The sequence below is a fragment of the Pedobacter sp. AC163 genome, assembly GCF_979258665.1.
In genome coordinates this window covers 3793725-3817241 of the sequence record NZ_OZ409872.1, presented here as the reverse complement: position 1 = coordinate 3817241, position 23517 = coordinate 3793725, and the positions used below count along the sequence as shown (strand labels likewise).

Here is a 23517-nt window from a genome sequence, read left to right as displayed (position 1 = left end):
TCTATCTTTTTATCAAATGCTTTTCAACAGCCTTTTTCCAAATGGCGTAACCCGCAGCATTCATGTGCAACATATCGCCCACAAACAATTCAGGACGGTTTTCCCCATCCCTGGTAAGCATTAAAGGATAGATATCTACATATTTGGCATCAACCTGTTCGCTTATAAATTTTTTGATCAGTGTATTGGAAGCAACGGCCTTTTCTCTAAATTTATCTCTACTCGGACTTGGTTTTATCGAGATATAAACGATGGGCACGTTTGGCAATTTGGCTCTGATGGAGTTAAATAATTTTATGGTTCTGTTGAGTACGCTATCTGCAGTAGTTTTGGGGTCTGGAAGATCATTTTCACCAACATACAATACAATTTGGCGTGGATGGTAAGGGAAAACGATATCGTTTAAATAGTAAGTAATGTCGTTGGTTACTGCGCCGCCAATACCACGGTTCAAAGCGTTGTATTTTGCAAAAACCTGTGTTAAATCATCCCATTTTCTAATTGATGAACTGCCTACAAACAAAACCGGGTTAACCGGCGGTTGAAACATTTTATCGTACTTTTTAATTGTCTGTACATCATCCCAAAATGGAGGCTTCGATTGGCTGAACGCAGTAAGTAAAACCAGTTGTGAGAGCAGTAGTGTAAAAAATATTTTTTTCATATCAATCGTCATTGTTCAATTGCACAATATAACAATCATCAAATGAAATTTATATAAAAAGACTGTGACTGACTGGCCACGTGATTAATTAGCTATTTCTTGGTCATTATTTCCTGGATTCCTTCTGTCAGCTTTTTAACTTTCACATACCCAGCCATAGAGGTATTTCTTTTATCGAAGTTAATTTCGAGCCATCCAGAGTTAGCTTTTAAATTGAATTTATCCTCTCCATTCAAATTCACTAACAAATCGATATTTTGCTCGAGTGGTAGTTTATTGTTTAATGCACTGTCTAAATATTCGTTTAATTGGCGGGTTTTAGCTTCATCAAATTTTGCTGTAAACTTAAATCCTGTATTGGTATCTACAGTTTTCAGGGATAAATTTCCGTCCTTCGTTTTGCAGCCTAAGCTAAAAGATGCCAATAAAATTGAAGTAATGTATAATAATATTTTCATGTTGATTTGTTTTAATTACTGATTAATAATTGTTCAATTGCTAATCCAGGCAAGACTCAAGACTGTGGACTTTCTACTTTGGGCTCCAAACTCTCAACTCCAAGCTCCAATCTAAGAACCAGCTCTGTTTTTAATATCCTCGGTAGCCGTATTTCTTGATCTGGCCGACTTCACATTTTGGTTTCCGAAACCATAGCTAATGCTAAAATTCGCTCTTCTGCTGGTGTAACGATTGGTAACGGTCATGTTTACATTCTGATAAATCAAGCTGCCTGCCCAGTAATTCGTCAGAAATATATCGTCCATATTTAATCTAAGCTTAAGTTTTTTATTGAGCATGCTTTTCTGAATCCCAGCGTTAAAGGCATATTGCGTAACTGTGGTTCGCTCTACACCAGAAACACGCGGCGTATTTAACCAAAAATTAATTTCTATGCTGAAGTTTTGGGGTAATGTAAAAGAACTGGAGCTGTATAAATTTACTGCTGCCTGGCCTGCGCTGTATGCTCCGCCTTCTAGATTGCCATCTTCAAATTTGCTATAATAAACGCTGGCGTTATTTTGCATGTTCCACCATTTAGCAATCTTAATCGGTACATATACACCAGCAGAAAAATTCTGGAAACGACCTAAGTTTTGCCTGATCACACTGATCACCCTGGTTTCATCATTTTGCTGACTAATTTGGGTAATCATATCTCGTGTATCTGAGTAACCCAATGTTAAGGAAGCTTCCTTATAGCTATAATTAATTTCGAAGCTATTTGTAAATTGTGGTTTCAAATATGGATTTCCCTGATCCAAAGCTAATGGGTCCATATAAAAAACAAATGGGTTGAGCTGTTGATAATTAGGACGATCTACCCTGCGGCTGTAGGAATAACGAATATTATGCTTTTCGCTGATTTTTTGGTTAACAAATGCAGTAGGAAACAAGGAAAGGTAATTTCTGTCAACCTCTTTATTATCCGTAATCGAATTTCCGTTCGAGTGTGTATGTTCGGCTCTTAAACCAAGCTGAATTTGCCATACCTTCCACTCTTTAGAGAAGTTGGCATAAGCTGCATTGATATTTTCTTTGTAAACGAAATTGTTCGATTTCCCTAAATCATTTTGCCAAACGCCTGATGAAAATTGTTCAGATAAAAAATCATTATTGGTTACCACATAACTACTTTTCAAGCCAGTTTCAATTTTCATTGTTTTAGAAAGTGGAAGCGTTAAGTCAGTTTTAGCGGCGTAAACATTAATTTTTGCATCAGTAGTATTACGCAAAGTTGTTTTATTGTCCGAGTTTCCACTGGCATTTAAATAGTTAGCCAAAAAGTTCTCTTCCTTTTCATTGCTAAAGCCTGAGTAATCTGCATCGAAAGTTAAGCTCTTCCCATTTTTATCGAAATCGTGCTTAATATTAAAATTTGCCGTTAAATTGCTGGCTGGCGAAGTAGAATAAGCATCTTGCAGAATAGCACTTAAAGTGGATATTCCATTTTGCATTGCATTGATATTTGTATTACTAAAATTGGTAAGCTTGGTTTTAACCGTATTGGCATCCAGCATTACGCCGAAAACAGTTTTCTCTGATGCATAATAATCCGTACCCAATTTGCCTTGAAAACCTAAACCCTTATTCTTGCGATCGAAATTTTGAGTGAGCGAACTGGCCAAACCATTGGCTAAAGTGGTACGATTTAAGAATATATTATTGAAGTTGGATTTTCTGGCCATGGCGCCGTTGCCAAAAACATTCCATTTTCCTTGCCTATGATTTAAATTCAAATTCACTCCGGCACGGTATAAATCAGTTGGCGAATTGGGCATTAATGCTTGTCCGCCATTAAAAGAAATTGTTCCGTTTGTACCATAAGCTTTGTTTCTCTTTAGTTTGATGTTAATAATTCCTGCGTTTCCGGCAGCATCATACTTTGATGAAGGATTGGTGATCAATTCTATGGTAGAGATTTGTTCCGCACTCATATTGCTCAACAATGCGGTAACATCTGCCCCTGATAAGAAATTGGTTTTTCCATCTATCATAATCAAAACTCCCGAATTATTGTTGAGCTTAATTTGTTCACTTTGCCTATCAATTTGCACGCCTGGTGCTTTCTCCAAAACGTCCAGGGCTGTCCCGTCAGTTGCGGTGATACTATTTTCTACGTTTAAAACTGTTTTATCAATTTGATGCTCAATAAATGGTTTTTTACCTGAAATACTTACTTCTTTCAATTGCTTGGTTAAACCTTCCAATTTAATACTGGGCATTTTTAGATCAGCTGTTAATAAAATTCGATCCGTTTTTAAACTTTTATAGCCTACAATAGAAACTGACAAAAGATAACTTCCACTCCTTAACTGGGTGATTTCGTAATCTCCATCTTGATTGCTGGAAATGCTTTTTACCACACTTGTATCTGCAAAGTTCATTACTCTAATGATGGCAAAAGGTAAAGCTGTCTCTTTTTCATCAACAATTTTCCCTGTTATTATATAGAAATTTTGGGCAAAGGAAACCCCACACACCATTAGGCATGCCATTAGCACTAGTAACTTTTTCATGATTTTTTCTTAATGCCTTTTGAGGCGATTTGAAACGCTGATGGTTTAATTATTGTTTAGGCCAAGCTCTTCTTTAACTTCTTTGATCCTGTTCGATATTGAATCTTGATAAAGGCTATCTGCAGTTCTATCTTTCTGCGCAAATTCCAGATCGATCAGTTCCTTCTTCAACTTTTTATTTTTTATAGCTTCCTCTTTCAATTGTGCAACACATTTCAAACCATCTTCGGTCATCTTCCATGTGCTGTAATCGTTTTTATCATTTTCAATTTCGCCACAATCCCAGGTTCCATAATTGTTTAAGTATCGGTAAGTATCTTCTTTTAGAATCACCTTTGTACCCACCGGAATCTCTAGTTTTAGTCGAACCTCTTGGTTTCTCCAAATGGTTCCTTTTCTTAATTGAAAACGAGGATTGAAAACAAGATTAGAGTCTTTTAAAACATATTTATAATCGATATTCTGCGCATTTTGTAAAGCACTTTGAAAAGTTTTCCCTTGAGATTCATATTTCTGCGTTAAGCGGGTAGCCAACGTTGCACTTTTTTCAATATCAATACGGATGTTATTTGGCATTACAAAAGGTCCGTTCTCAAAATCTTCGGTAACAATTTGTCTTCTTTGGTTTGCATCAATACGGTAAGTCACACTATCTTCCTTACTAAAATATTTGCTTCTATCAATATCAATTATATAGGTTTTATAAGATTTTAAATCGGCAGTTTGCGCCAATTCTGCATGCTGTTTAAATTCTGAAGAAATTTTAGCTGCGTGGTAACCAGCCATTGCTACACCAACCAGCCAAATAATTAACAAAGCGAAAGAAAGTGTTTTATTAATAGCCTGTTTGTTAAAAGCCACACGGATAGAAAACAATACCAAAGCTAAAATGGGTACAAAAAATACGATAAAAGCGCTAAATAAGATTACGCCTCTATTGCTTTCATCTACAATAGAGAATGGAAAATATTCGTATACACTCGAATCCCAAAATCCTTGAAATGCGGCAAAACCTACAATTAACGATAGCAAGAATACGACTCCAAATAGTACAATAAAACCTGCTACAACCTTAAAAATAATTTTTCCTGTTCCAGAAATAAATCGCCCAAACCAATCGAAAAATTCACCGATAAAAATGCCAATTTGTCCAAATATCGACCCGGTGTGCTTACCAGCAATTGCTAAACCTTGTTTAACGGCTAGCAATTCCTCATCCAAATTCTTTTGAAAACCTTGCAAGTTGGCTGGTTCGCCTTTCATTTCCATACGCTCGATACGTGATTTTGCTTTTGGCATAATAATCCAAAGGATTGCATAAATCAAAAAGCCTGCGCCACCTAAAAACAATGTAAGCAAAGCCGCTACACGAATCCATTTTGCGTCGGTATTTACATAGTGCGCAATACCTGCACACACCCCTGCAATCACCCGTTCATCCATATCGCGGTATAACTTTTTCTCAGCCTGAAACTGATAATTGGTATTCGCAACCGGCTCTTCGTCGTTTTCTTCTACCGTATCAAAATCCTGTACACGACCCATTTGGGTAATCACTGCATTTACATCAACCGAGCTAACCACTTGTTTTTTCTGTTCTTCCAATTGCTCTGTTAATAACTCTGCAATTCGATTTTCGATATCCGTTACAATTTCTAAATCGTCAGCGTGGTTAACGAAATGTTGCTTCACTTCGTTTAAATAAACCTTTAAGAGTTCGTAGGCACTTTCTTCAATATGAATAATCGTATTCCCAATATTTATGATGATGGTCTTTTCCATTTCTTTTTTACTATTTATGAATTGGCTCCTTTTTGTGAAACACCTACAGCATAAGCCAACTCTTGCCAGGTTTGATCTAATTGTGATAAAATATCCTTACCAACTTGGGTTAAGGTATAATATTTACGGGGCGGGCCTGAGGTAGATTCTACCCAGTTGTAGCTTAACAAACCATTGTTTTTAAGCCTGGTTAATAATGGATATAATGTGCCCTCAACTACCAATAGTTTTGCCGTCCTTAATTCGGCAATAATATCCGAAGCGTAAATTTCGCCACGTGAGATGATTGATAAAACACAGTATTCCAGAATTCCCTTCCGCATTTGTGTTTGCGTATTTTCTGCTATCATAATACAAAGATATATGTTTTATATTGTACTATGCAATACATAGTACTAAAATAAATATAAATATAAATTTAATTAGTTGATTTAAAGCACTTTAATTTTTTTTAATAATTTATAAGTTTTTAATATTGATGTGAAATCACTAAATTTTATGGAAAGCAATGACAGTAATTCTTCGGTTTTAGCAGTCCCGCTATCCTTATAGTCCCAATTTTGGAAGAAAAACTGGGAGCTATTTGGCTCTATCGGGTTTAGTTTGGTTAGGTTCGTGCAAGAAAAGCCGATACAACTTCATCAAAAAAACCTAGCATCAAAAATCTTCTCTGCAATAATAAGTCGTCATTTCCATTACGGTAGAAATCTTAAATCGATCATTCTTTCTACAATATTTCATTTACAACTAAACCAAGGCTGTCTATCAAATCCAATAATAAAGACAAACAATCACTATAAACAAGGTAGATTTAATATATTTTAATAATTTTGTGGCATATTAACTTTGTTCATGAAAAAATCTATTGCCAGCATTGTTGCAGAGGCAAACGAAAGTGGAGAGGGCTCACTTAAAAGAACCTTAGGTCCGATTAACTTAATACTTATAGGCGTAGGTCTAACACTTGGTGCCGGACTATTTTCTATTACAGGTTTGGCAGCAGCCAATCATTCTGGTCCGGCGGTTACCCTTTCTTTTGTAATTGCAGCTTTAGGTTGTGGTTTTGCAGCTTTGTGTTATGCAGAGTTTGCGTCTATGATACCTGTTGCCGGTAGCGCCTACACCTACTCTTATGCTACGATGGGCGAGCTTTTTGCCTGGATTATTGGCTGGGATTTAGTGCTCGAATATTCAGTTGGTTGTGCAACGGTAGCCATTAGCTGGTCTCAATATTTAACCCGCTTTTTGGGCAGTTTAGGAATTTATTTGCCGCCACAGCTTACCCTCTCGCCTTTCGAGACGGCTAAACTTGCCGATGGATCTACGGTTAATGGAATTATAAATATCCCTGCTGCACTAGTGGTGGTTTTAATGACTGCAATTTTGATCAGAGGTACCAAAGGATCGGCAATTGTAAATGGAATCATCGTATTTTTAAAGGTGGGCGTGGTTTTGGTTTTCATTGCGTTAGGCTGGCAATATATCGATCCTGCAAATTATCATCCATACATCCCAGAAAATACAGGCACTTTTGGGCAATTTGGATGGAGCGGAATTTTACGAGGGGCAGGATTGGTTTTCTTCGTTTTTATTGGCTTTGATGCAGTAGCAGCTTCGGCCCAAGAAACTAAAAACCCAGGAAGAGATTTACCGATAGGCATTATTGGTTCGCTGTTAGTCTGTACAGTTTTATTTGGTTTATTCGGACATGTAATGACAGGCTTAGCCAACTACAAGGAATTTGCCAACAGTGGCGCACCAGTGGCCATAGCCATCGAAAAAACACCTTATGGCTGGTTAAGTCAGGCGATAATATTGGCGATTTTAATCGGTTACACTTCGGTTATTCTAATTGATTTAATGGCGCAATCGCGGATGTTTTATTCCATTAGTAAAGATGGTTTGTTACCCAAAATGTTTTCTGATGTTCACTCGAAATTTAAAACCCCGTGGAAATCAAACATCATTTTATGTATTTTCATATCCCTTTTCGCCGCATTTGTACCGATGAATGTGGTGGGCGAAATGACAAGTATCGGAACATTGCTTGCATTTTTGATGGTTTGTGTAGGTATTCTAATCTTACGGAAAACTGATCCGGAAGCGAAACGCCCTTTTAGGGTTCCTTTGGTACCACTAATTCCTATTTTAGGTATTTTAACATGCGTAGCGATGATGATATTTTTACCCGCCGACACCTGGATTCGGCTTATCGTTTGGTTAGGAATTGGTTTAGCTATTTATTTCTTTTACGGAAAAAAGCATAGCAAAATACGGGCAAAATAACACACAACCTAATTATGGTTTGTTGCTTTTTATCTACAATTGTAATTGATTGTAAAACAATATCTTGACAATTCGCAGCTAAAATCGGAAGTAGCTAACAAATAATAAGAAGTTATCCACAATTTATTAAAATATATAAATCGTGGCTTAGGATTTGAAATAGAAAAAATACCTATTTAAAATATTTTCCTATGATACTTAAATTAGACACTTCCGTTTTTAAACTCAGCAGACATAAAGCTGAAACCATTGAAAAAGTGGCAACTCCGCTAACAAAACAACAGTGGGTTACTGCCGACAGAATAGTAATGGCAGCCATGTTTATTTTTACAGCTCTTGGTGCTATTTTATTCTAGTTTCTGATGATTCTTAAAAATCTTCAGCAATCAATTCTTTATTTATCATTACAGCAGCCAAAGTTCCACTTGCTGTTATTACAGAAAGCGACCTAAACAAGGTTGTACAATCTCCTGCGGCATAAACACCCTTAACAGTTGTTTGCTGTTGCTCATCAATTTTTACTGTTTTCAGTTCTGTTAGCTCAAAGCCCAATTGTTGATCAAAATTTATATGCTGATCCACCTCTGGCCTCATATAGATGGCTTTCAATTTCAGCTCATTCCCGTTTTTAAACCTTACAGTTTCTAAGATTCCATCAGTATGTTCCAATTCGTCAATTTCATCTTCAACAATTTTAATTGATTTTGACAGTAGCTTATCGGTTTGCTCAAGAGTCAACGCTGATTTTCCATTGGTTAATATGGTGAGGTCTTTATTCCAAAGGTTTAAATTTTTTGCCATTTCAAAAGCATGATCTCCATTCATGAATAAGCCTATTTTTTCATCTTTAACTTCAAAACCATGGCAATATGGGCAATGAATAACCGAAATTGCCCAGCATTCTTTTAAACCTGTAATATCAGGTAAGTTATCTTTTAAACCGGTTGCCAAAAGTAATTTCCGGGCAGTAAAACGATTACCGTTCTTAAGTTCAATCTGAAACACATTCTCAATTTTTTTAGCTACCAACACCTCCCCATCTAAAAATTCTACGGTTGGATATTTAAGGACTTCAGCCTTAGCTATCGAACTGATTTGAGCAGGAGTTTGCCCATCGTGGGTAAGAAAATTATGTGAATGCGGCGTCTGTTTATTGCAAGGTTTGCCACCATCAATTACCAAAACCTTTCTGGTTGCCCGTCCTAAAGTAAGTGCAGCCGACAAGCCTGCATAACTACCTCCGATAATAATTACATCATAATCCATATCTTTTATTTTGATCAAAAATGAAAATAAATAAACATAAATGCAATATTGTTGCATTAAATATTTGTCATTTTTTATAAACCATAGCTTTAATAAAATGGCCGTAGTAAAAGCGTTGTTCGATTATCTCATATTGGTGGTTTTCAAAATAGGTATTCATATCTACTAGTTTCTTTGCCTCCACATTGCTAATTACACTAAAAAACGTATACATCGTTTTTAGAAAAAGTTGCTGCCACCATTTGCCATTAGTGGATTGAGTTACAAAGTCGGCCATCAGCCATAAGCCGTTATCCTTAATAGCTGAATTCAGTTTTCTAAAAACTTCACTGCATCTTTCTGGCGAAAAATTATCGAATAAAAATGGGGTCATGATGACATCGAAATATCCATCGGCACTAAACTCTTCAACGCCAGAATGCACAAATACCACATCGTTATCGCCACATTTTCTAGCTTTGGAAAGCGTGATCATTTCTGAAGATATCTCGACATAGGTAATTTTCAAACCTGATTGCTGGCGTTTTGCTATTTCTTCTAAAATCCATCCAGTGCCGCCGCCAACAATTAAAAGCCTACTATTTGGGGTAATATATTTGAGCTGATTTATTTGAGCCTTGACCTGTGATTTTCCAAATACCAGCCGGCTTAAGAAATCGTAATATTTTGCAATTCTATCGTAGTTATTGATCATTGTAATTGGCTACAAAAATAATTAATGCACAAATTGCATTCCCAATATGCCGCAAAGTGCTTTGATTAAAATTAATCCATCTATCACCATTAAATAGTAAAGAATATTTTTACGCTTGTGCATAGAATATGCCACATAAATGGTTAGCAAAAATGGAAAAACGTTGCACAGCACCTGAGGAAGGCCAAAATCTTTGTAACTGGCAAAAACTCCAAGAGAAATTAAGCCAACCAACAATAGGGGAATTAAAATACTAAAAATCGTTTTACGCAAGCCGTAACGCACCACAAAAGTTCTTAAATGCTTATTGGCATCGGTAGGATAATCTTTGATATCAAATATAATGGCGTTAACAGTACAAAACATCCAATTTTTAACGAAAAGCCAAGTCCATAGCACAGAATCATGATAATCAATACCAGTTTCTATTTTGAGCATAATGAGCGGGAGCACATTTGCACAACACGCCCAAACAAATCCAATAACAAATGCCTTTAACCAACCAGTGTTTCGAAGATTAAATTGCAAAAAAGACTTTGGCAATAGGCCATAATAGAGTGCAGCAGCCACCACAACAGTTATAATAGCGGCCCAATAGATCGCCGGAAGTGTTAAAAAATGTTGTGAATTTTGATAAAGTAAATTTACCGCCAAAATAACGCAGAGTACAAAAAGCAATAACTGACTGATATTGATTAGTTTTTTGTGTTCAAAGTACCACTGTGTTCTTGGGTTTGTAGTTGACGGTTGAGTGGAAACTTTATTATAAGCATATGTATAATAAATAGTTGGAGCTAGAAATAATAGCAGATAATAATTTAATGAATTAAAGGGCAGCCTCAATTGAAAAGTGGCTTCCAATGTTAACGCTACAGCAAGAATGCCGACGAAATAGTTTCCGAAAAAGATAAAGCGGATTATTTTAGTTGACATCAGCTTTCATTTTGCATGTGGCAATTTCGGATATAATATTGACTTAAAATATAAAATCCATAAAAAAAGCCTCTCATTTTCCTGAAAGGCTTAGTGATGGTTTCTTAAATTCCAGATTGATCTAATTGCCTTAATTCAGTTGAAAAAATTAATTTTTCTATCAGCTTTTTGCTTTTCCAAGATTTAATTTGCTTTTCCATCTTAAAGGCATCGCTCTTGAAATTGAAACTTCGCGTCCAAACAATCTTCCAGTCACCTGTGTGACCAGTAAAACCAGAGTGATTTGAATTATGTGTTTTTAATCTAGATTCGATATTACTAGTTGAGCCAACATAGTATTTATCACGAATTTTCGAATACAATATATATGTTGAGAACATTTTTAAAGGTATGCAAAATCTCAACTAATCAAAAAAGCCTCTCAGTTTCCTGAAAGGCTTAGTGTGGGAAATGAGGGGTTCGAACCCCCGACCTTCCCGAATGATAATGTCGGGATGCTCTGAACCAGCTTACCCAGTTTCATTAAATAAAAAAGCCTCTCAGTTTCCTGAAAGGCTTAGTGTGGGAAATGAGGGGTTCGAACCCCCGACCCCCTCGGTGTAAACGAGGTGCTCTGAACCAGCTGAGCTAATTTCCCTTTGAAAAAAGGCTTTATTATTAATCTTTCAAATCCTTGAAAGTAGGTGTGGGAAATGAGGGGTTCGAACCCCCGACCCCCTCGGTGTAAACGAGGTGCTCTGAACCAGCTGAGCTAATTTCCCTTTATTTCAATTTGTCAACCTTTGTAGTCCCCGACCCTCCCGACTGATAACGTCGGGATGCTCTGAACCAGCTGAGCTAATTTCCCTTTATTTCAATTTGTCAACCTTTGTAGTCCCCGACCCTCCCGACTGATAATGTCGGGATGCTCTGAACCAGCTGAGCTAATTTCCCTTTATTTCAATTTGTCAACCTTTGTAGTCCCCGACCCTCCCGACTGATAACGTCGGGATGCTCTGAACCAGCTGAGCTAATTTCTCTTTATTTCAATTTGTCAACCTTTGTAGTCCCCGACCCTCCCGACTGATCACGTCGGGATGCTCTGAACCAGCTGAGCTAATTTCCCTTTCCTTTTGGGAATGCAAATATAGTGCTATAATATTGTTTCGCAAATCTTTTTTATTTTTTTTCAGCTCAACAAAGTTTCCAATATTTTATGCGATTGTACTTCGCCAAAAGAAGAAGTATGTAAGGTATAGAAAACCAATATCTTATCCAGTAGAAACCGCCGCTGATTGTTGCTCATCTTGATCTCTGAAATTTTTTCTAGTGAGGTTTCAAATAATAGAACAAACCCTAATGCGTCTTCTAACTGAAGATAATTTGCATGAATGGGCACCCTAGAAACGAACTCCCCTTCCTGTAAATCGAAATAAAGCTGATCATTTCTCCGCTTTGCATTTGGCGAAAAGCCTAAAAACCGGGTTAATTTCAAAAGAAAGGACAAGTGGAAATTTGGATTTATTTCTTCAGCTTCATCAAACCAGGCTATAGCGTTAAAAATATAATCAAACAAGTTTTCATCAGCCGATTGCTGTCGGATACTTTTGTAAAGCACTTCATTTAGAAAAATAACAATGCTGGTTTTAATAATATCATAAGGAATACTTTTAAAAACTGGTGTCTGCCTCACTTCCGAAACCCGTTGAATATTGGTGTTTGCCTTATGATAGACAACCATATCAAGCAAATGAAGGGATTGCAACATATTCATTTTAACCTTAGCTTTTGGCTTTTTAACACCGTTTATAAGGTAAGATTGCATACCAAATTTATCGGTTAGCACTTGTACAATTACACTGCTTTCGCTGTAATTGGTCGTCTTTAAAACTATACCCCTCACTTTATGCAACATGCTGCCCAAACATTTTTTTCAAAAGTATGTTATTTGTGCAAAATAAATTGAGCAAAAAAACACTCCAATTTGTAAATAAGATTAGTTTTGCCCTTATCATTAAAATTAAACTAGATAACACATGTGGGTTAAGCTATCAAGGTTTATTCTTCAGAACCGTATTGCAATCATAATATTTTTCGTATTGGGTACAGTTTTTATGGCCTACCAAGCCAAAAATGTAAAACTTTCCTATACGGGAAGCAAAATTTTGCCTGTTACTGATAGCGCATTTATAAAATACAATAACTTCAAAAAAACTTTCGGAGAAGACGGAAGCGTAATGGTGGTTGGGATCCAATCGCCCAACATATTTAAGAAAGATGTTTACAATCAATGGGTTCAACTCTCCAATGAAATCCAGAAATTAAAAGGTATAAAAGCAGTTTTATCTTCCGGACGGATATTCCAATTAGAGAAAGATACCGTTGCGCAAAAGTTTGTTTTAAAAGCTCTTCCAAATGGTGCGGTAAAAACCGATTCGGAAATGGACTCGATAAAAAAGGCCTTGTTTAATACGCCATTTTTCGAAGGATTGGTTTATAATAAACAGAATGCCACCTTAATGGCAATTACCTTTGATACCAAAATATTAAACTCTGCTGAACGAAACCCCATTCTAAAACAGATTGAAGAAAAAGCTAAAGCTTTTGAATCAAAAACTAAAATTCAGGTACATATTTCGGGCTTACCTTACATCCGTACCGCCGTTAGCAAATTGGTTAGTAATGAGTTTGTTTTGTTTTTGGGGCTATCGATTTTAGTATCTGCCATTATTCTACTGATTTTTTTTAGGAAATTCTACGCTGTTTTCTTTCCAATCTTAGTGGTAGTAATGGGCGTAATTTGGAGCATTGGTACTTTGGTATTATTCGGCTTCGAGTTAACGATTTTAACAGGATTAATTCCGCCGCTGATTGTAATTATCGGAATACCAAACAGTATTTTGCTGCTTAACAAGTATCAAAATGAATTAAGAAAAGGTATTTCAAAAGAACAGGCATTAAGCGTTACCATTGAAAGGATTGCGGTTACCACACTCATTGCCAATATTACTGCCGCCATTGGTTTTGGCGTGTTATACTTTACAGGAAGCGAATTACTGATGCAGTTTGGTAGCGTTGCATCGATAAATGTAATGATTACCTGGTTGATGTGTCTATCCTTAATTCCGATTATTTTCAGCTATTTGCCTGCGCCAAAACTGAAAGCCCAAAACCATGTTGAAGAAGGTTTTCTACATAAATTACTGGTTAAAACAGATCAGGTTGTTCAACATAAAAGCAGCTTAATTTATATCGGCACGATTGTAATCTCCATTATTGCTATTATAGGAGTGATGAAAATTAATGTGAATGGATATGTTGTAGATGACTTACCGAAAAGCTCAACAATTTTAAGCGATTTAAAATTCTTTGAGAAAAATTTTGAGGGGATTTTGCCACTTGAAGTGAGCGTAGACACCAAGAAAAAGAATGGTGTTTTCAACCTGACGAATTTGAAAAGAATGGAAAAAATGGAGAAAATGATTGCTGCCTATCCAGAATTTTCGCGTTCGATTTCAGTTAATATGGGGCTAAAATATGCTACACAAGCTTTTTACAACAACGATACTGCATTTTTCCGTTTGCCGGATAATATGGAGAAAAACTTTATTCTCGCATACATTGCCAGCGGAGGAAAAGGAAACGCAAGCTTATTAACCAATTTCGTGAGCAAAGGCAATCAAAGTACCAGGATTAGTTTTCAGATGGCAGATGTGGGGTCCAAACGTTTAGATGCAATAATGGCTGAACTAAAACCACGTATTGATAGCATTTTACCTCCCGATAAGTTTGATGTGGAATTAACGGGTTCGAGCATTATCTTTTCTAAGGGAACGGATTACATGTTGAAACATTTATTTGAAAGCATTGGCCTGGCAATTGTATTGATCTCACTTTTACGTCTAGCGCAATTCAAAAGTGTTGGCATTATGTTTATTTCTTTGCTACCGAATATCGTTCCATTGATTATTACCGCTGGAATTATGGGCTATTTTGGGATTTCCCTTAAACCCTCAACCATTTTAATTTTCACCATTGCTTTTGGATTGGCATCAGATCAAACCATATATTTCCTAACTCGTTACCAGCAAGAACTAAACTTGACTAACTACTCTGTTCCGAAAGTAATTACCAATACAATTACTGAAACTGGGGTAAGCATGACACACATTGCGTTGATTCTGTTCTTTGGATTCGGCATTTTTACGGCCTCCACCTTTGGCGGCACAGTAGTTTTGGGGTTACTGCTTTCAATAACATTATTTGTAGCCTTGATTTTTAACCTTACCTTATTACCTGCTTTGGTGTTGTGGCTGGACAAAAAGAAAGTTAGAAAAGTAATTTCTGATGAAGAATCGGCGAAAAATGCTGATGAGTTTGACCATTAGGAAATTTCAAACCTTATAGGTTTTTAAAACCTATAAGGTTTATTTACTATATTGAGGTAAAAATTGACATGAAATATTTAGATAAATTTCATCCCGACAATTTTTACCACATCTTTAATCACGCTGTTGGCAAAGAAAATCTTTTCAAAAATCACGATAATTATATTTTTTTCCTTTCGAGGCTCGATAATTATTTATCGCCGATAGCAAAAACTTTTTGTTATTGCTTGATGCCCAATCATTTTCACCTCCTCATTCAAATCAGAGACGAAAATACAATAAGAATTTCAGCAAACAACTATGATGAAAGCTTTGATTTTCATAAGTTTATCATGCAAAAACTGAGTAATTTCCTCAACAGTTACGCCAAAGCATTTAATAAGGAGAGCAATAGAAAAGGTGCACTTTTCTTAGATTTTACTAAAAGAATTAAAATTAAAGATGAATCGTACTTCACTAGATTAATAAATTACATTCATCAAAACCCTGTGCATCATAATTTTTGTAAATTCCCAGCAGAATGGGACTATTCATCTTATAATTCAATTATCTCAATAAACAAATCTTCAAAGTTAGAAAGAAAAGCAGTTTTCGATTGGTTCGGCGGGATTGAAGAATTTGTAGCTTTTCATCAAAAAGAAAAATTTACTGAATTTGATTTTCCAAACCTATAAGGTTTTAAACTCTATAGGTTTATCCCGCTACTCCTTTACAGTTTTTTCCTCCTCATCATCAACAGGAACTTCCACCGTCGGGTCGGTAATAATTTCTGCGTTCCCGTCTTTGTCCTGCTTTGCAAACAATACCGGATATAACATCCATAATGCACCAACCATTACCAGTATGCCGGCAAGGATTTGAAAATAGCGAGCCCAGCTTACTTCATTCGCACTCAAAATTCGGTAAGCGACAAATGACAATACACCAAGAATAAGAACTAAAACGGCTTTTTGTAATTTCAGGAGCTTGATCATGGGGAGTTTCTTTTGTTTTGGATAATATGGACTAAAACAAAGATGAGTCCAATAAGTTCGAGCAGGCCACAGAAATAAAATGCGAACAACATAAAATCCCGGTTGGCAGGACTGATAATGGCAACAATAGGCAGTGCAATTACAGCCATAATCATCAACGAAAGCCCGAAATTAAATAATTTCACATTAAAAGTATTTACATCAAAACTACCAAAATTCAGCCAATTTTTTTAACTTTGCATCCTTAATTTTTTGAGGTACTTAATTGATGTATAGCGAATTTAAACAATTGGACCTTGCCAAAATAGGGCAAGAAATACTGGATTTTTGGAAAGAAGAAAACATCTTTGAAAAGAGCATTTCGTCTCGTCCGAAATCTAATCCGTTTACTTTTTACGAGGGACCGCCGTCTGCTAATGGCATGCCGGGCATTCACCACGTAATGGCTCGTGCTATTAAGGATATTTTTTGCCGCTACAAAACAATTAAAGGTTATCAGGTTAAAAGAAAAGCGGGTTGGGATACACATGGCTTACCCGTTGAGCTTGGCACCGAAAAAGAATTAGGCATTACTAAAGAAGATATCGGCAGAACGATCTCTATTGAAGATTATAATGAAGCCTGTAAAAAAACAGTGATGCGTTACACTGATGTGTGGAACGACTTGACTGAAAAAATGGGCTATTGGGTAGATATGGACGATCCATACATTACATACAAATCGAAATACATGGAATCGGTTTGGTGGCTTTTAAAGCAGATTTACGATAAAGGATTAATTTACAAAGGCTACACCATCCAACCCTATTCTCCAAAAGCAGGAACAGGCTTAAGTTCGCACGAGGTAAACCAACCAGGTGCTTACCGCGATGTAACTGATACCACAATTGTTGCGCAATTCAAGGCTTTACCTGATACTTTGCCTTCCTTTTTGAAAGAAGCTGGAGATATCTATTTGTTGGCTTGGACCACAACTCCGTGGACTTTACCATCGAACACGGCGCTAACTGTCGGACCGAAAATTGACTATGTTTTAGTTAAAACTTTTAACCAGTATACTTTCTTGCCAACAAATGTAATTTTGGCGAAAAGCCTGGTTGGGAAACAGTTTGGTAAAGGTTTTTTTGAAAGTAACGAAGCTGAAGATTTTGCTAATTTCAAAGCTGGTGATAACCTGCCTACCGGCAAGGCAGGAAAAATTCCTTACCAAATCCTTGCCGAATGCAAAGGAACCGAACTGGTTGGCATTAGGTACGAACAACTTTTAACTTATGCTTTACCATATAATAATCCTGAAAATGCTTTCCGCGTAATTTCTGGCGATTTTGTAACTACAGAAGACGGTACCGGTATTGTACACACCGCACCAACGTTTGGTGCTGATGATGCTAAAGTTGCCAAAGAAGCTGTTCCAGAAATTCCACCAATGTTGGTGATGGATGATAATGACATCCTTGTTCCGTTGGTAGATTTGCAAGGAAAATTCACTAAGCATGTAGGCCCTTTCGCTGGCAAATATGTAAAGAATGAATATTACGATTCTGGCACAGCACCTGAAAAATCTGTTGATGTAGAAATTGCAATTTTATTAAAGGAAGAAAATAAGGCCTTCAAAGTAGAAAAATATGTCCACAGTTACCCACATAGCTGGAGAACTGACGAACCACTTTTATATTATCCTCTAGACTCTTGGTTCATCAAGGTTACTGATGTTAAAGACAGAATGTTCGACCTCAACGAAACCATCAACTGGAAACCAAAATCTACAGGTGAAGGTCGTTTTGGCAATTGGTTAAAAAATGCCAACGATTGGAATTTATCGCGTTCGAGATATTGGGGAATTCCTTTGCCAATCTGGAGAACAGAGGATAAAAAAGAAGAAGTTTTAATTGGCTCTGTTGAAGAGCTTTATAACGCCATCGAAAAATCAATCGCAGCAGGTTTTCAAAAAGAAAATCCGTTTAAAGGTTTCGAGGTTGGCAACATGTCTGAAGAGAACTACAACCTGATCGACTTGCATAAAAATGTAGTGGATCAAATTACTTTGGTATCTCCATCAGGCAAACCAATGACTCGTGAAAGTGATTTAATTGATGTTTGGTTCGATTCTGGTGCTATGCCTTATGCACAGTGGCACTACCCTTTCGAAAACAAAGAAAGCATTGATGGAAACGAAGATTTTCCGGCAGATTTCATTGCCGAAGGTGTAGACCAAACCCGTGGTTGGTTTTATACTTTACATGCCATTTCTACATTGGTTTTTGATAAGGTAGCCTACAAAAATGTAGTTTCAAATGGCTTGGTATTGGATAAAAACGGGCAGAAAATGTCTAAACGTTTGGGCAATGCTGCTGATCCTTTCCAAACTATTAACGAATATGGTGCTGATGCTACGCGTTGGTACATGATTTCGAACGCAAACCCTTGGGATAATTTAAAATTTGATATCGAAGGAATTGCAGAAGTTCGCCGTAAATTCTTTGGAACACTTTACAACACTTACGCTTTTTTTGCTTTATACGCTAATATCGATAAGTTCGAAATCGACAAAAACAATTTAAGCAATGTGGCAGATAGAACGGAGTTAGACCGGTGGATTTTATCGTTGCTGCAAACCTTAATCAATGAAGTGGATGAGGCTTACAATGCCTACGAACCTACTAAAGCTACCCGTGCTATCCAGGCTTTTGTTGATGAACACCTAAGTAACTGGTACATCAGATTAAGTCGACGCCGTTTTTGGAAGGGTGAAATGACTGATGACAAACGTGCCGCTTATGAAACGCTTTACACGTGTTTAGAAACTTTAGCACAGCTGATGAGTCCGGTAGCACCTTTCTTTGCCGATTGGTTGTACAGAAACTTAAGTATCAACGATAAAAATGCCGAACAATCTGTTCACTTAACATTGTGGACACCAGCAGACGAAAGCTTAATCGATACAGATTTAAATGAGCGCATGGTTTATGCTCAGGATATTTCTTCGATGGTTTTATCATTGCGTAAAAAGTCGAGCATCAATGTTCGTCAGCCTTTAGAAAAAATCTTAATCCCTTCTTTAAGTAGTGATTTTGAGCAAAAAATTTCGAAAGTTGCTGATTATATCCTTTCAGAAACCAATGTTAAACATATCGAATTTATCACTGATACACATGGCATTGTAAAGAAAAAAGTTAAACCGAACTTTAAGGTTTTAGGTGCGAAAGTGGGTAAAAGCATGAAAGCCGTTGCAGATGCAATCAACAATTTCAGTCAGGAGGATATTTTCACTTTAGAAAAAGAAGGACAAATAAATATCTCAACTGACTTTAAACTCGGTGACAGTATTTCATACGATGTACAACTTTTAGATGTTGAAATCATTGCAGAAGATATTCCAGGATGGCAGGTGACTAATTTAGGTAGCTTAACGGTTGCTTTGGATGTAACTATTTCTGAAGAATTAAAACAAGAAGGAATTTCCCGTGAGCTGGTGAACAGAATTCAAAATTTACGTAAAGAATTAAATTTTGAAGTGACAGATAGGATTAAAGTGGCTTTACAAAATGATAACCTGGTTAGAGCAGCAGTTGCAAAAAACAAGGCCTACATTTGCGCAGAAATTTTAGCCGACGAATTAGAATTAACAGATGGAGCGTTTAGCTCAAACAAAATCACTATAGACGATGTTGAACTAAGCATTTCAGTAACTAAAATATAAATCCATATCTTAGAAAACTAAATTAAAAAAATGGAAAACAGTAACAAAACACGCTACTCAGACAGTGAACTTCAAGAATTTAAAGAACTGATTCAAGATAAATTACGCATTGCGAAAGAAGAACTTAATGCATTAACATCATCATTAAGTAACCCTAACGCTAATGGAACGGAAGATACTTCAGGTGCTTACAAAACTTTAGAAGATGGTTCGGCAACCATGGAAAAAGAGCAAATCAATCAATTAGCTGCCCGCCAGAAAAAATTTATCGACAATTTGGAGAATGCATTGGTGCGTATCGAAAACAAAACTTATGGCATTTGCCGCGAGACTGGGAAATTAATTCAGAAAGAACGTTTACGTGCGGTTCCACATGCTACTTTAAGCATGGAAGCTAAATTAAAGCAAAGTTAATGAAAGGCTATACAAAACCTTTATTAGTTATCTTTTTAGTTTTACTTGCTGACCAAGCGCTTAAAATTTGGGTAAAAACCAATATGGAGATTGGCCAGGAGATTATATTTTTTGGAAAATCTGGCTTGCATTTTACTGAAAATCCTGGAATGGCATTCGGAATGGAGTTTGGTGGCGAATTCGGTAAATTAGCTTTATCAATCTTTAGAATTATTGCCGTTGGCGGAATCGGTTACGGCTTACATTATCTGATCAAGAAAAAGTATCATAGAGGATTGATATTAAACGTCTCCTTAATTTTCGTTGGCGCATTGGGCAACATTATCGATTGTGTATTTTATGGCGCAATATTCGATAAAGGAATGGTTTACAATGCTTCATTTAATGATTACTCCAGATACGAAGGTCTCGCTAAATTTTCATCCGATGGATATTCTTCGTTTCTTCACGGAAATGTTGTAGATATGTTTTACTTTCCTCTATTAACAGGTCATTTTCCAAGCTGGATACCTATTTGGGGCGGTGATGAATTTGTATTTTTCAGACCCGTTTTTAACCTTGCTGATGCTGCAATTTCAGTCGGGGTAATACTGATCCTTATCTTCCAGAAAAACTACTTTAAAGAAGATGTTAAAGATGAAGTGGGGATTAATAGTGAGATTGTTGAAGATTAGTATTTCAAAGTCGTCAACTTTTTAGCGATAGCGCTATTAAAGTTGATAACTTTAAATATTTATAAGCCCATTTCTTAATTGAGATGGGCTTTTTTGTCCAATGCCCCGTTATGAGTAGCAAAGCGCTGATTAAAAATGATAAACTTTCTTGATATATCTTACCTGAAACTTGGAAACGACAAGCAGCAAAAAGCCTATCAGGTTATAACTGATCATGCCATTTTGGAAAAGCTTGCTCAATACAATCCGATTTTGGTTGGCACGATTCCTATCAACATCGACATAGAGAAAAGCGATTTAGATATCATTTGTTATGCTAAGGATAGAGAAGAATTTAGGAAGAAGTTGGTGCATCATTTTCATTATATGAAAGGCTTCATCATTTCTGAAAATCAGAAGCTACAGTCAGTGAAAGCAAACTTCTTTATTAATGATTTTGAATTTGAAATTTTTGGTCAAAATATTCCTACCGAACTACAAAATGCTTATCGCCATATGCTCGTTGAGCATAAAATACTTCAAGAACTAGGGGAGGATTTTAGAACCCGAATTATTGAATTAAAAAGACAGGGTTACAAAACAGAACCTGCATTTGCTAAATTGTTAGCGCTAAAAGGAGATGCTTATGAGGAACTTTTGAAGTTGGAGATATAGTTACTCCCCTATTCGTCATTTCGACTGAAGCACGGCGGAATGGAGAAATCCTTCTAATGAAGCTTGCGTATTAAAAGATTTCTCCACTGCGGTCTAAATGACGACCAAATCAATAACCTCAATCCCCAAACAACAAACAAATCAAGTAACCAACAAAGTAAGCGAGCAAATCATACACGCTAAAATAAGTTCCTAATACTACACTCCAAAACTTGTTATCCTGTAAGCCCAACCAATTTACATAATGAAAGAGTTGCAAGAATTCGATAACGAAAGAGAAAATTAACACACCTAAAGCAAGCTTCTTATAGTTTGTTTTGAGAAATATCATCAGGAAAGCATAGATCAAAACTACCACCAATACATCGCCACCGAAAGGCCGTATGTAAGCGTCGTGCAAGTATTTTGCAATTAAAATTTCGACAATAAATATTCCGATGAATATGAGCAGGAATTTCAGATTGAACGTTAAATGCATTTTCAAATATATCGATTACATTAATTCATTAACAACCCTCCTGTTAAGAAACCTCATTTGCCATCATACATAAACGGTCGTCACCCTGAATTTATTTCAGGGTCTTAAGGGCAAAGCGGCTTAGCATTAAAGATGCTGAACTAAATTCAGCATGACGAGACGGCTAACAAAAGTATTATAATCAATGCTTCGTGCCTCACAATGACGAATTTGTTGGAAATCAAAAAAGCCTCAACAAAATGTCAAGGCTTTATATTTTAAAAGAATAATATTAGCGATTTAAACGCCTAACAACAATCTCGCTGGATCTTCTAATAATTGTTTAACACGAACTAAGAAACCAACAGACTCACGTCCGTCAATAATTCTGTGATCGTATGATAAAGCAACGTACATCATCGGACGAATAACCACCTCACCTTTTTCGGCAATAGGGCGCTCAATAATGTTGTGCATACCTAAAATTGCAGATTGTGGTGCGTTGATGATTGGTGTAGACATCATTGAACCAAATACACCACCATTAGTAATGGTGAAAGTTCCACCTGTCATTTCTTCGATCGTTAATTTGCCATCGCGGGCTTTGAGTGCTAAAGCTAAAACAGATTTTTCAATCTCTGCTAAGCTCATACTTTCAGCATTACGAATTACAGGAACAACTAAACCTTTCGGCGCTGAAACTGCTATAGAAACATCAGCGAAGTTATTATAAACAATTTCTTCACCATCAATGCGAGCATTAACTGCTGGAAAATCTTTCAGCGCTTCTGTAACCGCTTTGGTAAAAAAGCTCATGAAACCTAAACCTACACCATATTTTTCTTTAAAGGAATCTTTATATTTTCCGCGTAGATCCATAATCGGCTTCATATTAACCTCGTTGAAAGTGGTTAACATTGCAGTTTCATTTTTAACCGAAACCAAGCGTTTCGCTACTGTTTTACGCAGTGGCGACATCTTCTCACGACGTTCGTCACGAGCGCCTGCCGGAGCTGCAGCTGCAACAGGGGCACTAGCTTTAGGAGCCTCTGGTTTTTTACCAGCTTCTGCTTTTACAGCATCATCTTTGGTAATGCGACCATCAACACCTGTACCTTTAACAGCACCAGCATCAATACCTTTTTCAGCAAGAATTTTTCCAGCTGCAGGAGACGGGGTTCCAGTAGCATAGCTCTCGCCAGATGCTTTCTCAGCAACAGGTGCTGATGTTTTATCTTCAGCTACAACGGCTTTATCTTCTGCTTTTGGAGCCTCTGCCTTCGCAGGAGCTGCGCCACCATCTTCAATTTTACAAACTACTGCGCCAATAGCTAAAGTATCGCCTTCAGCAGCTATGGTTTTTAAAGTTCCAGCTTGTTCTGCGGTTAATTCGAAAGTAGCCTTGTCTGATTCTAATTCAGCAATAACTTCATCCATTTCAACAACATCGCCATCGTTTTTTATCCAACGTGATAAAACAACTTCGGTTATCGACTCACCAACTGGTGGAACCTTTATCTCTAAACTCATATTTTTAAAATTGTAATTTTTGTTGTTATATGTTTAAGATTGCAAAGTTGAAATGTTTTAGATGCTAAACCCTCTACGTTAAACCCTGCAATCCTTTACCTCAAA

21 protein-coding genes and 2 tRNA genes are annotated in these 23517 nt (G+C 36.7%); 8 read left to right on the top strand and 15 right to left on the bottom strand.

Features of this window, described 5'->3' with window-relative positions:
* Window position 1: 1 nt before the first annotated feature.
* The 5 genes from ACZZZK_RS16490 to ACZZZK_RS16470 form a co-directional block, all read right to left on the bottom strand.
* On the bottom strand, window positions 2-664 hold the full coding sequence (locus ACZZZK_RS16490; RefSeq protein ID WP_463485084.1) for a GDSL-type esterase/lipase family protein: 663 nt from the start codon (window positions 662-664) through the stop codon (window positions 2-4).
* A gap of 92 nt (window positions 665-756) precedes the next feature.
* Window positions 757-1122, bottom strand: a complete 366-nt coding sequence (locus ACZZZK_RS16485; protein ID WP_463485083.1) for a hypothetical protein — start codon at window positions 1120-1122, stop codon at window positions 757-759.
* Window positions 1123-1233: 111 nt separating this feature from the next.
* Window positions 1234-3681 (bottom strand): outer membrane beta-barrel protein, encoded by a 2448-nt coding sequence (locus ACZZZK_RS16480; protein ID WP_463485082.1) that lies wholly within the window; start codon window positions 3679-3681, stop codon window positions 1234-1236.
* Between the two features lie 45 nt (window positions 3682-3726).
* A complete protein-coding gene (locus ACZZZK_RS16475; protein ID WP_463485081.1) occupies window positions 3727-5463 on the bottom strand; it encodes a PspC domain-containing protein in 1737 nt (578 codons plus the stop codon).
* Between the two features lie 14 nt (window positions 5464-5477).
* Window positions 5478-5813, bottom strand: coding sequence for a PadR family transcriptional regulator (locus ACZZZK_RS16470; protein WP_056848457.1), 336 nt, complete (start codon window positions 5811-5813; stop codon window positions 5478-5480).
* Between the two features lie 502 nt (window positions 5814-6315).
* Between ACZZZK_RS16470 and ACZZZK_RS16465 the strand changes: the two genes are divergently transcribed.
* A complete protein-coding gene (locus ACZZZK_RS16465; protein WP_056848456.1) occupies window positions 6316-7749 on the top strand; it encodes an amino acid permease in 1434 nt (477 codons plus the stop codon).
* A 191-nt stretch (window positions 7750-7940) separates the two neighbouring features.
* Complete coding sequence (locus ACZZZK_RS16460) at window positions 7941-8105, top strand: hypothetical protein (RefSeq protein WP_463485080.1); 165 nt, start codon at window positions 7941-7943, stop codon at window positions 8103-8105.
* Between the two features lie 13 nt (window positions 8106-8118).
* On the opposite strand, the gene ACZZZK_RS16455 is transcribed toward ACZZZK_RS16460, so the two are convergent.
* From ACZZZK_RS16455 to recO, 7 genes are all read right to left on the bottom strand, one after another.
* Window positions 8119-9015, bottom strand: coding sequence for an NAD(P)/FAD-dependent oxidoreductase (locus ACZZZK_RS16455; RefSeq protein WP_463485079.1), 897 nt, complete (start codon window positions 9013-9015; stop codon window positions 8119-8121).
* Window positions 9016-9082: 67 nt separating this feature from the next.
* Window positions 9083-9709, bottom strand: coding sequence for a class I SAM-dependent methyltransferase (locus ACZZZK_RS16450; RefSeq protein ID WP_463485078.1), 627 nt, complete (start codon window positions 9707-9709; stop codon window positions 9083-9085).
* Between the two features lie 21 nt (window positions 9710-9730).
* Window positions 9731-10642, bottom strand: coding sequence for a UbiA prenyltransferase family protein (locus tag ACZZZK_RS16445; RefSeq protein ID WP_463485077.1), 912 nt, complete (start codon window positions 10640-10642; stop codon window positions 9731-9733).
* A 104-nt stretch (window positions 10643-10746) separates the two neighbouring features.
* The gene (locus ACZZZK_RS16440; protein WP_463485076.1) at window positions 10747-11022 is read right to left on the bottom strand and encodes a GIY-YIG nuclease family protein; all 276 of its coding nucleotides are present in this window, start codon (window positions 11020-11022) and stop codon (window positions 10747-10749) included.
* A gap of 182 nt (window positions 11023-11204) precedes the next feature.
* Window positions 11205-11279: transfer RNA gene (locus ACZZZK_RS16435), tRNA-Val, on the bottom strand.
* Between the two features lie 49 nt (window positions 11280-11328).
* Window positions 11329-11403, bottom strand: a tRNA-Val gene (locus ACZZZK_RS16430).
* Window positions 11404-11810: 407 nt separating this feature from the next.
* The gene (recO, locus tag ACZZZK_RS16425; protein ID WP_463485075.1) at window positions 11811-12536 is read right to left on the bottom strand and encodes a DNA repair protein RecO; all 726 of its coding nucleotides are present in this window, start codon (window positions 12534-12536) and stop codon (window positions 11811-11813) included.
* Window positions 12537-12657: 121 nt separating this feature from the next.
* Between recO and ACZZZK_RS16420 the strand changes: the two genes are divergently transcribed.
* Both ACZZZK_RS16420 and ACZZZK_RS16415 read left to right on the top strand, forming a co-directional pair.
* Window positions 12658-15009: an efflux RND transporter permease subunit gene (locus ACZZZK_RS16420; RefSeq protein WP_463485074.1), complete on the top strand. Its 2352-nt coding sequence runs from the start codon at window positions 12658-12660 to the stop codon at window positions 15007-15009.
* Window positions 15010-15077: 68 nt separating this feature from the next.
* On the top strand, window positions 15078-15683 hold the full coding sequence (locus ACZZZK_RS16415; protein WP_463485073.1) for a transposase: 606 nt from the start codon (window positions 15078-15080) through the stop codon (window positions 15681-15683).
* Window positions 15684-15710: 27 nt separating this feature from the next.
* On the opposite strand, the gene ACZZZK_RS16410 is transcribed toward ACZZZK_RS16415, so the two are convergent.
* On the bottom strand, window positions 15711-15983 hold the full coding sequence (locus ACZZZK_RS16410) for an isoleucyl-tRNA synthetase (RefSeq protein ID WP_463485072.1): 273 nt from the start codon (window positions 15981-15983) through the stop codon (window positions 15711-15713).
* A 268-nt stretch (window positions 15984-16251) separates the two neighbouring features.
* Here ACZZZK_RS16410 and ileS point away from each other — a divergent pair, with 268 nt between their 5' ends.
* The 4 genes from ileS (at window position 16252) to ACZZZK_RS16390 (ending at window position 21425) form a co-directional block, all read left to right on the top strand.
* Complete coding sequence (gene ileS / locus ACZZZK_RS16405) at window positions 16252-19683, top strand: isoleucine--tRNA ligase (RefSeq protein ID WP_463485071.1); 3432 nt, start codon at window positions 16252-16254, stop codon at window positions 19681-19683.
* Between the two features lie 30 nt (window positions 19684-19713).
* The gene (locus tag ACZZZK_RS16400; protein WP_056087634.1) at window positions 19714-20097 is read left to right on the top strand and encodes a TraR/DksA family transcriptional regulator; all 384 of its coding nucleotides are present in this window, start codon (window positions 19714-19716) and stop codon (window positions 20095-20097) included.
* Window positions 20097-20771, top strand: coding sequence for a lipoprotein signal peptidase (locus ACZZZK_RS16395; protein WP_463485070.1), 675 nt, complete (start codon window positions 20097-20099; stop codon window positions 20769-20771). The genes ACZZZK_RS16400 and ACZZZK_RS16395 overlap by 1 nt, the downstream gene beginning before the upstream one ends.
* Window positions 20772-20906: 135 nt before the next feature.
* Window positions 20907-21425, top strand: a complete 519-nt coding sequence (locus ACZZZK_RS16390; RefSeq protein ID WP_463485069.1) for a DUF4269 domain-containing protein — start codon at window positions 20907-20909, stop codon at window positions 21423-21425.
* A gap of 118 nt (window positions 21426-21543) precedes the next feature.
* On the opposite strand, the gene ACZZZK_RS16385 is transcribed toward ACZZZK_RS16390, so the two are convergent.
* Window positions 21544-21903 carry a ribosomal maturation YjgA family protein gene (locus ACZZZK_RS16385; RefSeq protein ID WP_463485068.1) on the bottom strand — a complete coding sequence of 120 codons (360 nt, stop codon included), beginning with the start codon at window positions 21901-21903 and terminating at the stop codon, window positions 21544-21546.
* 279 nt (window positions 21904-22182) lie between these two features.
* On the bottom strand, window positions 22183-23412 hold the full coding sequence (gene odhB / locus ACZZZK_RS16380; RefSeq protein WP_056848445.1) for a 2-oxoglutarate dehydrogenase complex dihydrolipoyllysine-residue succinyltransferase: 1230 nt from the start codon (window positions 23410-23412) through the stop codon (window positions 22183-22185).
* Between the last annotated feature and the right edge of the window lie 105 nt (window positions 23413-23517).

What these genes read in the sequence shown, in the direction of transcription:
- ACZZZK_RS16470 (WP_056848457.1), bottom strand. Translation starts at nt 5,813, where the DNA reads ATGATAGCAGAAAATACGCAAACACAAATGCGGAAGGGAATTCTGGAA.
- ACZZZK_RS16395 (WP_463485070.1), top strand. Translation starts at nt 20,097, where the DNA reads ATGAAAGGCTATACAAAACCTTTATTAGTTATCTTTTTAGTTTTACTT.
- ACZZZK_RS16455 (WP_463485079.1), bottom strand. Translation starts at nt 9,015, where the DNA reads ATGGATTATGATGTAATTATTATCGGAGGTAGTTATGCAGGCTTGTCG.
- ACZZZK_RS16450 (WP_463485078.1), bottom strand. Translation starts at nt 9,709, where the DNA reads ATGATCAATAACTACGATAGAATTGCAAAATATTACGATTTCTTAAGC.
- ACZZZK_RS16480 (WP_463485082.1), bottom strand. Translation starts at nt 3,681, where the DNA reads ATGAAAAAGTTACTAGTGCTAATGGCATGCCTAATGGTGTGTGGGGTT.
- ACZZZK_RS16390 (WP_463485069.1), top strand. Translation starts at nt 20,907, where the DNA reads ATGATAAACTTTCTTGATATATCTTACCTGAAACTTGGAAACGACAAG.
- ileS (WP_463485071.1), top strand. Translation starts at nt 16,252, where the DNA reads ATGTATAGCGAATTTAAACAATTGGACCTTGCCAAAATAGGGCAAGAA.
- ACZZZK_RS16465 (WP_056848456.1), top strand. Translation starts at nt 6,316, where the DNA reads ATGAAAAAATCTATTGCCAGCATTGTTGCAGAGGCAAACGAAAGTGGA.
- ACZZZK_RS16385 (WP_463485068.1), bottom strand. Translation starts at nt 21,903, where the DNA reads ATGCATTTAACGTTCAATCTGAAATTCCTGCTCATATTCATCGGAATA.
- ACZZZK_RS16415 (WP_463485073.1), top strand. Translation starts at nt 15,078, where the DNA reads ATGAAATATTTAGATAAATTTCATCCCGACAATTTTTACCACATCTTT.
- ACZZZK_RS16475 (WP_463485081.1), bottom strand. Translation starts at nt 5,463, where the DNA reads ATGGAAAAGACCATCATCATAAATATTGGGAATACGATTATTCATATT.
- odhB (WP_056848445.1), bottom strand. Translation starts at nt 23,412, where the DNA reads ATGAGTTTAGAGATAAAGGTTCCACCAGTTGGTGAGTCGATAACCGAA.
- ACZZZK_RS16440 (WP_463485076.1), bottom strand. Translation starts at nt 11,022, where the DNA reads ATGTTCTCAACATATATATTGTATTCGAAAATTCGTGATAAATACTAT.
- ACZZZK_RS16490 (WP_463485084.1), bottom strand. Translation starts at nt 664, where the DNA reads ATGAAAAAAATATTTTTTACACTACTGCTCTCACAACTGGTTTTACTT.
- ACZZZK_RS16410 (WP_463485072.1), bottom strand. Translation starts at nt 15,983, where the DNA reads ATGATCAAGCTCCTGAAATTACAAAAAGCCGTTTTAGTTCTTATTCTT.
- ACZZZK_RS16400 (WP_056087634.1), top strand. Translation starts at nt 19,714, where the DNA reads ATGGAAAACAGTAACAAAACACGCTACTCAGACAGTGAACTTCAAGAA.
- ACZZZK_RS16420 (WP_463485074.1), top strand. Translation starts at nt 12,658, where the DNA reads ATGTGGGTTAAGCTATCAAGGTTTATTCTTCAGAACCGTATTGCAATC.
- ACZZZK_RS16485 (WP_463485083.1), bottom strand. Translation starts at nt 1,122, where the DNA reads ATGAAAATATTATTATACATTACTTCAATTTTATTGGCATCTTTTAGC.
- ACZZZK_RS16460 (WP_463485080.1), top strand. Translation starts at nt 7,941, where the DNA reads ATGATACTTAAATTAGACACTTCCGTTTTTAAACTCAGCAGACATAAA.
- recO (WP_463485075.1), bottom strand. Translation starts at nt 12,536, where the DNA reads ATGTTGCATAAAGTGAGGGGTATAGTTTTAAAGACGACCAATTACAGC.
- ACZZZK_RS16445 (WP_463485077.1), bottom strand. Translation starts at nt 10,642, where the DNA reads ATGTCAACTAAAATAATCCGCTTTATCTTTTTCGGAAACTATTTCGTC.